Annotated in this window: 8 protein-coding genes and 1 tRNA gene; 7 read left to right on the plus strand and 2 right to left on the minus strand. The window is 43.9% G+C overall.

What is annotated here, in order from left to right; genetic code table 11:
- Positions 1–103 precede the first annotated feature (103 nt).
- Together GTQ43_RS23475 and GTQ43_RS23480 are read right to left on the minus strand one after the other, a co-directional pair.
- The gene (locus tag GTQ43_RS23475; RefSeq protein ID WP_265275135.1) at positions 104–1,435 is read right to left on the minus strand and encodes an efflux RND transporter periplasmic adaptor subunit; all 1,332 of its coding nucleotides are present in this window, start codon (positions 1,433–1,435) and stop codon (positions 104–106) included.
- A 71-nt stretch (positions 1,436–1,506) separates the two neighbouring features.
- Positions 1,507–4,788, minus strand: coding sequence for an efflux RND transporter permease subunit (locus GTQ43_RS23480; RefSeq protein WP_265275136.1), 3,282 nt, complete (start codon positions 4,786–4,788; stop codon positions 1,507–1,509).
- 612 nt (positions 4,789–5,400) lie between these two features.
- On the opposite strand from GTQ43_RS23480, the gene GTQ43_RS23485 reads away from it, so the two are divergent.
- From GTQ43_RS23485 to GTQ43_RS23515, 7 genes are all read left to right on the plus strand, one after another.
- Complete coding sequence (locus tag GTQ43_RS23485; protein ID WP_265275137.1) at positions 5,401–6,606, plus strand: murein hydrolase activator EnvC family protein; 1,206 nt, start codon at positions 5,401–5,403, stop codon at positions 6,604–6,606.
- Positions 6,607–6,672: 66 nt separating this feature from the next.
- Positions 6,673–6,745 (plus strand) — tRNA-Arg (locus tag GTQ43_RS23490).
- Between the two features lie 643 nt (positions 6,746–7,388).
- Positions 7,389–8,927, plus strand: a complete 1,539-nt coding sequence (locus tag GTQ43_RS23495) for a type I restriction-modification system subunit M (RefSeq protein WP_265275138.1) — start codon at positions 7,389–7,391, stop codon at positions 8,925–8,927.
- Positions 8,928–9,033: 106 nt separating this feature from the next.
- Positions 9,034–9,612, plus strand: coding sequence for a Uma2 family endonuclease (locus tag GTQ43_RS23500; protein WP_265275140.1), 579 nt, complete (start codon positions 9,034–9,036; stop codon positions 9,610–9,612).
- Positions 9,613–10,680 (plus strand): hypothetical protein, encoded by a 1,068-nt coding sequence (locus GTQ43_RS23505; protein ID WP_265275141.1) that lies wholly within the window; start codon positions 9,613–9,615, stop codon positions 10,678–10,680. It begins immediately after the preceding gene.
- A 48-nt stretch (positions 10,681–10,728) separates the two neighbouring features.
- Positions 10,729–11,004 carry a ribbon-helix-helix domain-containing protein gene (locus tag GTQ43_RS23510; protein WP_265275142.1) on the plus strand — a complete coding sequence of 92 codons (276 nt, stop codon included), beginning with the start codon at positions 10,729–10,731 and terminating at the stop codon, positions 11,002–11,004.
- Entirely contained in the window at positions 11,001–11,381 is a 381-nt protein-coding gene (locus GTQ43_RS23515; RefSeq protein WP_265275143.1) for a type II toxin-antitoxin system PemK/MazF family toxin, read from the plus strand. The genes GTQ43_RS23510 and GTQ43_RS23515 overlap by 4 nt, the downstream gene beginning before the upstream one ends.
- The last annotated feature ends 1 nt before the right edge of the window (position 11,382 follow it).

The raw sequence follows: 11,382 nt of genomic DNA on the forward strand, positions 1-11,382 counted from the left end.
GGTAATTCAACTACCACCTTAAGTTGACACCTATAAGCATTGTTATGCCCTTACCACGTGGTCTATTTACCTGAAAATAGCTGTAATTAAAAATTATTTGGATCTACTTTGTTTGTGCAATTGGCTGCACGTGCAAACCCTCCGTCTCATCAACTGTAGGATTGGCAATCAGCGATTCCTTTCCTGTCAGACCGGATGTAATTTCTACTTCAGTACCATAATCTCGCCCAACGGCAACTTTTTGATAATGTACTGTTTGGTTTTTAGTTATAGTTGCTACCTGTGTACCTTTGGCATCAATGACTAAAACACTATCAGGCACAACAAAGGGAGGATTAGTGCGGTTAATGGCAAACTTGACACTGGCATACATCCCAGGTCGCAGCGCCCCGTCCAAATTATCGATTTTTAGTTGTGTTAGCAAAGTACGAGTATTTGGATCTATGGCGTTGCTAGTACGTACTACTTTACCCGTAAATACTCGTTGTGGTAACTCTCTGACTGTAATTTGTGCTGTTTGTCCAGTGTTAAGTAAAGCTGATGAACTTTGGGGGACATTGACGTTCACATTTAGGGCATCGTAAGCAGCAATGGTATAAAGGCTGGTATTTCCAGTATTTGTACTGCCACTACCTGCTGTAATCAGAACACCTGTATTTACGTTACGTGCTGTGACTATTCCCGCGAAGGGAGCAGTGACTTTTTTATAAGACTGCAATATGGTATTACGCTGGTAGTTTGCTTGAATGGCGTAGGCGTTAGCTTGGGCTACCTTCACATTGGCAGAGTCAGAACTGACAGTATTTTGTGCTGCTTCAACATTGGCAAGGTTCGCCTGATATGTGGCGTACTTAGTATCTGCATCTTGTTGAGCTACTGCACCTTGCTTGACAAGAACTTGCCAGCGCTCCCAGCTTTGACGGGCGATTAATAAATTAGCGCGGGCTTGCTTCAAATCAGAAACACCTTTAGCTAAACTAGCACGGCTTTGCACCACGTTGGCTTGTGCTTGGATTAACTCTGCCTTCGCTTGCAAAACTTGCTGATCTGTGTCTGGTGAATCGATTTCTGCTAACAACTGACCAGCGCGGACGCGATCGCCAATATCTGCATACCATCGCCGCAAATACCCAGTACTACGAGCATAGACGGTGGTTTGATTAAGGGCTACAACACTCCCAGGTAGTTCCAAATTGCTAATACCAGTAGCACGACGGGGAGTCATAACGTTAACTGAGGGGATAGTGCTAGCTTCCTTGACTGCTGCTTGTAATTCTGACCTTTGGGTTAACCGGGGCAAAATACCTATGGTTAAGAGAGTACCAAAAAAAACAACACCAAGTACAGCCCAACCAATTCCACCGATGCCGCGTCTTTGTTTTCTAGAAGTCGTTTCTTGTTCAGAATCAGGAGATGGAGGATGTTGAGAATCCATAGTTTAGCTGTCCCATATTATCTAATTTGCATACATTCAGCAGCTAGAGTCATTACCAATGATGGTAATGACTATTTTGTGAGTTGCTTATGATTGCCTTGGGATGATGACAAGGAGTATGCGGTGTGTGGATCGGAGAAATTTAAATCGTCATCATCCTCAATAGGACGAGGTTGTTGACGGCGGAATATGCTATACACCACAGGTACAAAAATCAGAGTAGCAACTGTTGCAGCTGACAAACCGCCAATTACAGCGCGACCCAAAGGTGCATTCTGCTCGCCACCTTCACCAAGACCGAGAGACATTGGCACCATACCAATAAGCATGGCTAAGGCAGTCATTAACACCGGACGCAACCGCGTATATCCCGCCGCTTGCGCTGCTTGATAGGCATTTTGTCCTTCCAGACGCTGTTCATTAGCAAAAGTGATCATCAGAATACTGTTTGATGTCGCCACACCTATACTCATAATTGCACCCATTAAGGAAGGGACGCTAAAGGTCGTGCCGGTGACAAACAGCATCCAGACAATACCAGCCAAGGCACTCGGCAGTGCCATCATGATAATTAGGGGATCGAGCCAAGATTGGAAATTTACCACCATTAAGCAGTAAACCAGCACGATTGCAAACACAAGTCCAAAACCAAGTCCCAGAAAGGAAGAGTTCATTGTTTCCACTTGCCCACGAATATTAATCTGACTACCGTGAGGCAATTTTTTCTGATAATCAGCGATAATTCGATTCACATCGCGAGCAACTCCCCCCAAGTCACGACCGGAGGAGTTAGCGTAGATATCGAAAACCGGCTGAATATTGTAGTGATTAACAACTTGCATTACTCTGTCGCGTCTGACAGTAGCCAAATTACCCAAAAGTTGGGGTGCGGTTTGACCGTTGCCAACGGGCATATTCTTGAGGCTGTCAATAGAGTCAATTTTGTACTGGGGAACTTGGACAGCAAGGGTGTAACTCACGCCTTTTTTGGGATCGAGCCATTGGTTGATTGCGGCTTGACCGCTTGAACTTAAGGAAGTGAGGACGCTATTGGCAACGTCACGCTGCGTCATTCCCAGTTGTTGAGCCTCGGTGCGGTCTACATCCAGGTGTAACTCTGGAGCATCGACAACTTGCTGCATATGTACATCTACAGCCCCAGGAACGCGCGTCATCCGGGCTGCAATTTGTTGGGCAATTTCAAAGTTGGCCTTTGAGTTTTTTAGAGGGCCAGATATTTGCACGTCAACAGCAGCAGGTAAACCAAAATTCAGAATTTGAGTAACAATATCAGCCGGCTCAAAAAAGAAGGTGTAGCTGGGAAATGTCGCTTTTAATTTCTGGCGGAGTTGCTCGACGTAAGAGAAAGTTGAACCAGATTCTTTTAGTGACACAAGAATATCAGCATCAGCCGGGCCAATTGTGGCTCCGTTGTAGCCATAAGTAAGGTTAATACCACTGTTGGGTAAGCCGATGTTATCCAGAATTATCGAGAGATTTTCTTTTGGTACTGTCTGGCGGATAACATTTTCGACTTGGCTGACAATTCTTTCTGTCTCTTCTAAACGAGTGCCAGGTAAGGCACGAACGTGGAGGCTGAACTGACCACCATCGACTTGAGGGAAAAAGTCTTGACCGACAAAGGGTAGTAAAACTCCGGCACTGACTATAAAAGCGCCAAATAGCACAAAAACTATGCGGCGGTAATTTAATGCTGAGGTCAGGACATCGTAGTACCAACTGCGAAATTTCTCAAATACTCGGTTAAACTTCTCGTGTTGCTGCCATATCCAATCTTTCTTATTTGTGGTAGTGGCTGTAGTTTGGCGATCGCTATGACCATTATGATCCTCGCTTTCTCTGTGCAAGTGAGCTTCATAAGGTAGCAGATAGCTGGCCATCGTCGGGACTACAGTCCGAGATAGCACATAAGAAGCAAGCATACCAAATACTACCGCCATTGCTAGCGGCACAAATAGGTATTTTGCCACTCCACTGAGAAACACCACCGGCACAAAGACTATACAAATACATAACGTGGCAACGAATGCTGGTGTGGCGATTTGCTGCGCCCCATCTAAGATTGCTCGCTTGATTGCTTTACCTTGTCCGAGATTTCGGTGGATATTTTCAATTTCTACTGTGGCATCATCGACAAGAATACCAACAGCTAAGGACAAACCACCCAAAGTCATAATGTTGAAAGTTTGTCCCAAACGACTCATTACGATAATTGAAACCAGCATCGAGAGGGGAATCGATACGGCGACAATTAGAGTGCTGCGCCAACTTCCCAGGAAAATCAAAATCATCAGCGCGGTGAGAACTGCTGCAATCAATCCTTCTTTGAGAACGCCTTGAATGGAAGCTTTCACAAATAGAGATTGATCGAACAAAAACGCTAAATTCAGTTCTGGGGGTAAGGTGGATTGGATGCGAGGCAAAGCTTTTTTCACCCGATCGATGATCTCAATTGTCGAGGCACTGCCACTCTTAAGGATACTAAGTAAACTCGATCGTCTCCCATTCTGACGGACAATGTTCGTCTGCACACCAAAGCCATCTCTTACTTGCGCGACATCACGAATGTAAGTCACATTGCCATTAACTTGCTTAATTGGCAAGTCGTTGAGCGCTTCCACCACGTCTGGACTATTATTGATTTGCACGGCGAACTCACGAGTGCCTATCTTCATCCCACCCGCCGGTAAAACTAAGTTTTGGGCACTAACAGCGTTAGTCACATCTTGAGCAGAAATACCTTTAGCCAACATTGCTTGGGGATCGATATCAACCATAATTTGCCGAGGTTTACCACCATAAGGCAGAGGTACACTCGCTCCTTGCACTGTTGCTAACTGGGTGCGGACGAAGTTGGTAGCATAGTCGAAAAGGGCTTGTTCTGGCAAGCTTTTGCTACTGACACTCATCTGGATAATCGGCACGCTGGAAGCGTTGTATTGAATGATGAATGGCGGTGTAATACCAGGTGGTAAAGGGCGGAGAATTGTTTGACTGACAGAGGTAATTTGAGCGACTGCTGAGGCTATATTGACGCTCGGTTGGAAAAAAACTTTGACAACGCTAACACCGCTTAAGGATTGAGATTCAATGTGTTCGATGTCACTAACGGTTGTTGTCATGGCGCGTTCGCTAATGGTCACGATTCGCTCTGCCATTTCCTCAGATGTTGTGCCAGTATAAGTCCAAACTATACTGACAACCGGAATATTGATTGCGGGAAAAATGTCAACCGCCGTGCCAAATATTGTTATTACACCCAAGATCACAATCATCAAGGCAGCGATCGCGAATGTATACGGAAGACGTAAAGCAATTTTTACGATCCACATGCAATTTCCTTTTAAATGGGTTTAGCGCTCTACTGTGGCGAAAAAATAAGAATCTTTATTCTTACAAGTAACTTTTCTCAAGATATTGTATATGACAATTCTCTACCTCGCAAAAATCACCAGCTAAATAAAGCCTCTTTTTTTTGTGGAGTTTTAGGAGTATGCATAATCAAGGTAAACCAATAAAGCGATATTCCCACCACAGCCAACCCCGGAAAAACCGGGAGCAACGCGAAAAAGTGAGATCATCGTGAAATAGGCTCTCTTAGGCAGGGGGAGCAGGGGAGTAGGGGGAGTAAAGAGGCATTTTTAGTATTTTTTACGACCGTTACAGACTGCTTCTACACTTGTTTCTTTCTCTTCCCCTGCCTCCCCTGCCTCCCCTGCCTCCCCTGCTCCCCTGCTTCCCCTGCCTCCCCTGCCTTCCCTGCTTCCCCTGCTTCCCCTGCCTCCCCTGCCTCAGTCTATTCATCCTTATCTGCTCAATGCTGACATCGCTGGAATCTTTGTGTTACAACTTGGCAGATCAATTTGATACATGGAGTGAGTGAATCAGATTTTGGGAATAATCCTCATAGTGTTTGAAAGCATCGTTTTAGTTAGGCTGACGCTATGAGAGCGCGATTTCTTGGGAAAAAGCGGATTTTTGGCTGTTTATTTATTATATTTTGCTGGATTTTGTGGATATGTTCGGCATTAATTCCAGCCTACGCAACGTCTACCGGTTCTATTGATACTCTGCGACAACAGCAGCAACAAATGAACCAGCAGCATCAGAGTGTGATTAACGAGCGCGATCGCTTAACAAATCTTCAACAAGAGGCTCAAAAACACCTCACTGGTTTAAAGCAAAATGTGCAAACCACAGATAGCTATATTCAAGAGAGCGAATCTCGATTACAACTCGCTACCCAACGCCTCCAGCAGTTGGAAACTGATTTAGCTGTAGCACAACGTTCCTACGAGGAGCGGCAAATAGCAACAGTAGCACGATTGCGTTATCTCCAGCGATCGCCAGCATCTGTAGGATGGGCAGTTTTGCTCCAAAGTCAAAATATCAGCGATTTTATTAGTCGCCGTCATCAGTTGAAGTTAGTCTATCAGGCAGACGAACAAATTTTGGTGAAACTCAACGCCCAAGCAAACCTGCTCAATAAACAAAAAACGGATGTAGAACAGCAAAAAAACGAAATTGCCTTGATTCGCGAGCAACTGTTAGCCCAAAAAGCCGATTATCAAACTCAGGCTGAGTCCCAATCAGAAATGATTCAACGTCTCAATAGCGATCGCCTCGCCTTAGAAGCAGCGCAAAATCAGCTAGAAAGAGATTCTAAAAATCTGGAAATATTGATTCAACAAAAGGTAACACAAGCCAGAGCAAGCGAAGAGACGCAAACAAAAACCAACAGCCGAACAAGTGTCATCATTAGGGGAACTGGTGTAATGGCATATCCTAGCGATGCTCCTACTAGCAGTCCCTTCGGCTGGCGGATACACCCCATTCTCGGCTATCGTCGCTTTCATGCCGGCTTGGATTTTGCCGCTAGCTATGGTAGTACAATTCGGGCAGCCGATTCAGGAAGAGTGATTTTTGCTGGGTGGTATGGTGGTTATGGCAGAGCCTTAATTATCGACCACGGCAATGGTATGACTACACTCTACGGACATACCAGTGAGTTGTATGTTACCGAAGGACAAGCAGTTGAACGCGGACAAGCGATCGGTGCTGTCGGTTCCACAGGTTTCTCAACTGGGCCCCATCTCCACTTTGAAGTCCGCCGGAATGGTACACCCGTAGACCCAGCGAATTATCTTTGAACCCAAAAACCAAGTTTCTCTAGGCTGCAAGTTTTATCACAGACATGCTATAATCTGTAGGACTAAGGGCGCGTAGCTCAGTGGATAGAGCAACAGATTCCGGTTCTGTGGGTCGGGGGTTCAAATCCCTCCGCGCTCGTTTTTTATAAATTGCCAAATTATTTGTCACTAACAATTTGGAAGGTGATACCAATTCTTTATGAAGATGCACATAATAAGTCCCCCCTTCACAAGCTACGGTATACACACAAATCGAATTACCCCCCTTAATCCCCCCTTGTAAAGGGGGGAAACTGGAAAATCTTGTTCCCTCCCCAATACATACGGGGAGGGTTAGGGTGGGGTAAAACCTTGGGTTTTTCAGCTATTTCAGACTTGTGTGTACACCGTAGTCAACACATCGGGGGACGGCGTAGCCGGGGGGTAAATATATGCAGCTTCACAAAGAAACGGTATGAGCATCCCAATGCTTCAAAAAATTATGGTACAGATGCAAAAACCCTTTACAACTCTCTTAGCTTTGCGCTCTTTGCGTCCTTAGCGGTTCGTTTCCTCATTCTCTTAATTACTGTTCGGTTAAAGCAAGAGACGCGATAAATCGCCGTCTCTACATGAGGTATTTATGGCTTATCCCAAGCGTATTGGGATAAAACTGGTGATTTGGTGTACACCGTAGCCCCAGGCGATGGGTCTTATGCGTCTTCATAAAGAATTGGTATTAGATCCCCTCTCAACTAGAGATATACTGGCAAAGCATTAGTCTCAGAATCTCAGCATCTACTATGGGCAAACTCACACTGCCGCAACTAGAACGTCATCTTTTTTCTGCTGCTGATATTTTGCGCGGCAAGATGGACGCTTCGGAGTTCAAAGAATACATCTTCGGAATGCTTTTTTTAAAACGCGCCTCAGATGTATTTGAGCAGCAGTACGAGCAGATTTTGCAGCAGAATTTGCAAAGGGGACGCACAGAAGCAGACGCGAAAATCAGGGCAGAAAACCCCCTCACTTACAAAGAAACTTTCTTTGTGCCAGAAAAGGCGCGGTGGGCATATATTCGTGACGAGCTACATAAAAACGTAGCCGATGGATTAAATAAAGCTTTGGCAGCACTTGAAGAAAGTAACCAAGCATTGGCGGGTGTGCTAGGACATATTGATTTTAATCGTCAAGCCGGTAAAAATCGGATTCCTGATGTCAAGTTGCGCGAACTGATTAAACACTTCAGCAAATATCGTTTGCAAAACGAAGACTTTGTATTTCCTGATTTGCTGGGTGCTGCTTACGAATACCTAATTAAAGAGTTTGCAGATTCTACTGGCAAAAAAGGGGGCGAATTTTATACGCCGCGTGAGGTAGTGCAGCTGCTGGTGCGCCTATTAAAACCCCAACCTGGAATGTCAGTTTACGATCCGTGCTGTGGTTCTGGAGGAATGTTAATTCAGTCCAAGCAATATGTAGAAGAATGCGGTCGTGATGCGAGAAATTTAGCATTATCCGGTCAGGATAATAACGGCGGCGTATGGGCAATTTGCAAAATTAATATGCTGCTGCATGGCATTCGAGATGCAGATATACATAATGATGATACTTTATTTAATCCTTTGCATATTGCTGACGGTGAACTGATCCGCTTTGACCGAGTAATTAGCAATCCGCCTTTTTCGCAAAACTATAGCCGTGAGGGAATGCAATTTTCAGGACGCTTTACGCATGGTTATTGTCCTGAGACGGGTAAAAAAGCAGATTTAATGTTTGCCCAGCACATGTTAGCTGTTCTCAAAACTGATGGGATGATGGCGACGGTAATGCCGCATGGGGTGCTGTTTCGCGGCGGTGAAGAAAAGAAAATTCGGGAGAGTTTTATAAAAAACGATCAATTAGAAGCGGTGATTGGTTTACCACCCAATTTATTTTATGGCACAGGTATCCCCGCTTGTATTTTGGTGATGTGTCCCCAAGGGGCGAAACCTGTAGAACGCCAGGGAAAAGTGTTGTTTATTAATGCTGATGCTGAATATTATGCAGGTCGCGCTCAAAATTATTTGCGTCCTGAACATATCGAAAAGATTTCCTGGGTGTTTGAAAATTTTGTGTCTTTACCCAGATATTCGGCAGTAGTAACTAAGGAAGAATTAAAAGACAATGACTATAACTGCAATATCCGCCGCTATGCTGACAATGCACCACCCCCAGAACCGCATGATGTACGGGCGCATTTGTTGGGGGGAATTCCTAAAGTAGAGGTAGAGGCTAAATCTTCTTTATTAGCCGCGCATGGGTTTGATGCAAATAGGATTTTTGTGGGAAGAAAGACCTAACCCCCTACCGCCTTCTCTATAAGGGAAGGAGGAAATTCAAAGCCTCTCTCCTTGTAGGAGAGAGGTTTGGAGAGAGGTCAATATTTAGTTTTGATGGTGTTTAATTATGACTGCTTTAACCTTACAATTACCTCCTAATCTGCAATTTACTGATGATGAATTTGCACAGATTGTTGCTGTGAATAAAGAATTACGGCTAGAGTTAACTGCTGAAGGGGAATTAATTATCATGGCACCTACTGGGGGAGAAACGGGAAACCGTAATTTTGATTTATTAGGTCAAATATGGTTTTGGAGCAATCAAAATAATTTGGGAAAAGCTTTTGATTCTTCTACTGGGTTTAAACTACCAAATGGTGCAACTCGCTCACCTGATGCTTCTTGGGTAAGGATAGAAAGATGGGATGCTCTTACACCAGAACAAAGAAAGAAATTTCTCCCTTTGTGTCCTGATTTTGCGGTGGAATTAGTTTCTGAAACTGATGATGTGGAAGATACTAAAGCTAAGATGCAAGAATATTTAGCAAATGGCTTACAACTCGGTTGGTTAATTAATCCTAGAGATAAACAAGTAATAATTTATCGTTATAATCAAGCACCAGAAGTTTTACAAGCTCCTACAAGTTTATCGGGTGAAAATGTTCTTTCTGGTTTTGTTTTAAACTTACAGCAGATTTTTGCATAGATGACTGATTATCTTGATTTTATCTCTACAATTACTGAGCGTTCTCAAATTAAAACTTTTATCGAAGCTGATGCTGGCGTTCAACAGCAAGAAGGTAGACTTTATAGTGTGTTTGCTGCTTGGTGGCAAATACACTCAGCTAGTTTGAGTGAATTGCCTAAAACTAAAAAGGTGATGGAACTCCGCACTGAGTTTTGGAGTTCTTTTGTAGATACTTTAACACCTGTGGGATTACTTGACCGCTTTAAAGTGGCGGGTGTGGTTGCTAGTTGGTGGAACGAACAGAGGTATGAACTGAGAACTTTATCAGAGTCAGATTTTGGTGGTTTAATTGATAGTTGGGTAGATACAATTAAAGATGCTTTAGAGCAAGATGATGATGAGAAGAAAAAACAGGCAAAATTTGACCCTTTAAATCATAAATTGGTTGGGCGGTTGATGCCAGATTATTTACAAGATATTGCTGAGGCTGAGGCGAAGATTGCAGAATTAGAACAGCAAAAGTTAGCTTTTGAGCAGGGAGAGGAAGCTGAGGCGGATGTTGAAGAGGGTGAAGACTCAGAAGCGGTTAATACTGTTAAGGATTTAGAGACAGACCTTAAGTATATAAAAAATTCGATAAAAGAGCCGAAGAAGGAACTCAAGATTTTGAAGAAGACACCTTTATTAAATAAGGATAAAATTGCTGAACTTGAGGTTTTTATTGAGCGCCATGAAGTGGAGATTGCTGAAATAGAAGCGCAACTAGAACCCTATAAGAAAATTGTTCAGGAGTTGAAGGAAGCAAAGGCAAAATTAAAGACGTTAAAGAATGAATTGGTGAACCGTTTGGAAGCGGCGCGGGCTGCGTTGAGTAATGAAGATTGTCAGGATTTGGTGTTAGCGATTTTCAAGGATGGGTTAATTGCTGAATTGGAGCGATATGTTACCGCGCACCGTCAGATGGTGATTGCGGCGGTAGAAAATTGGTGGGATAAGTATCGGGTGAAGTTGCAGGATATTGAGACGGAACGGGATGCGGCGGCGAAGAAGTTGAGTGAGTTTTTGCAGGGTTTGGGGTATGTTTAAGTCGTGTCACTATAGAGGTAGGCTGGAAAATTGGGCAAATTATTTTGTATGGAAAACCTAGTTATTCTTGAGGATGTAGCAATACCATCTGAACTATTAGCAGCGACTGATAAAGCTATCCAACAAGGAAAAGCTAAAAGTCGTAATGATTTTATTGCTAAGGCTTTGCGTCGGGAATTAGAAGCAATAAAGCGGGCAGAAATTGATGCACAATTAGCAGAAATGGTTAATGATGCGGATTACCAAAAGGATGTGTTGCAAATGGAAGCCGAATTTGCAACTGCTGAGTGGGAAGCTTTTCAGTTAGCGGAATCTCAAGAATGAAACGGGGCGAAGTATATGATGCACGCTTAGAACCAACTGAAGGTTCTGAACAGGGGGGAATTCGTCCGGTAATTATTGTTAGCCGTGATGTGATTAATGCTAACAGCCCCGTAGTTTTAGCAGTTCCCTGTACGACATATCGCACGAAAAAGCGAGTTTTCCTAACTCAGGTGTTAATTGAAGCACCAGAGGGGGGTTTAGATAGAGATTCTATCGCTATGGCGGATCAAGTGCGGGTATTATCGAAATCTCGTTTGTTGCGTCTGCGGGGAACTATCTCAGATGCGGTAATTGCACAACTCAATAAGGCTTTGTTGATTGCATTGGATTTACCGGGACAATTTGATGATGAGAATACTCAAGAATTGGGTGGATAAG

Source organism: Nostoc sp. KVJ3 (assembly GCF_026127265.1).
Classification (GTDB): Bacteria; Cyanobacteriota; Cyanobacteriia; order Cyanobacteriales; family Nostocaceae; genus Nostoc.

Coding starts and splice junctions, on each gene's coding strand:
- GTQ43_RS23475 (WP_265275135.1), bottom strand. CDS start 1,435: ATGGATTCTCAACATCCTCCATCTCCTGATTCTGAACAAGAAACGACT.
- GTQ43_RS23480 (WP_265275136.1), bottom strand. CDS start 4,788: ATGTGGATCGTAAAAATTGCTTTACGTCTTCCGTATACATTCGCGATC.
- GTQ43_RS23485 (WP_265275137.1), top strand. CDS start 5,401: ATGAGAGCGCGATTTCTTGGGAAAAAGCGGATTTTTGGCTGTTTATTT.
- GTQ43_RS23495 (WP_265275138.1), top strand. CDS start 7,389: ATGGGCAAACTCACACTGCCGCAACTAGAACGTCATCTTTTTTCTGCT.
- GTQ43_RS23500 (WP_265275140.1), top strand. CDS start 9,034: ATGACTGCTTTAACCTTACAATTACCTCCTAATCTGCAATTTACTGAT.
- GTQ43_RS23505 (WP_265275141.1), top strand. CDS start 9,613: ATGACTGATTATCTTGATTTTATCTCTACAATTACTGAGCGTTCTCAA.
- GTQ43_RS23510 (WP_265275142.1), top strand. CDS start 10,729: ATGGAAAACCTAGTTATTCTTGAGGATGTAGCAATACCATCTGAACTA.
- GTQ43_RS23515 (WP_265275143.1), top strand. CDS start 11,001: ATGAAACGGGGCGAAGTATATGATGCACGCTTAGAACCAACTGAAGGT.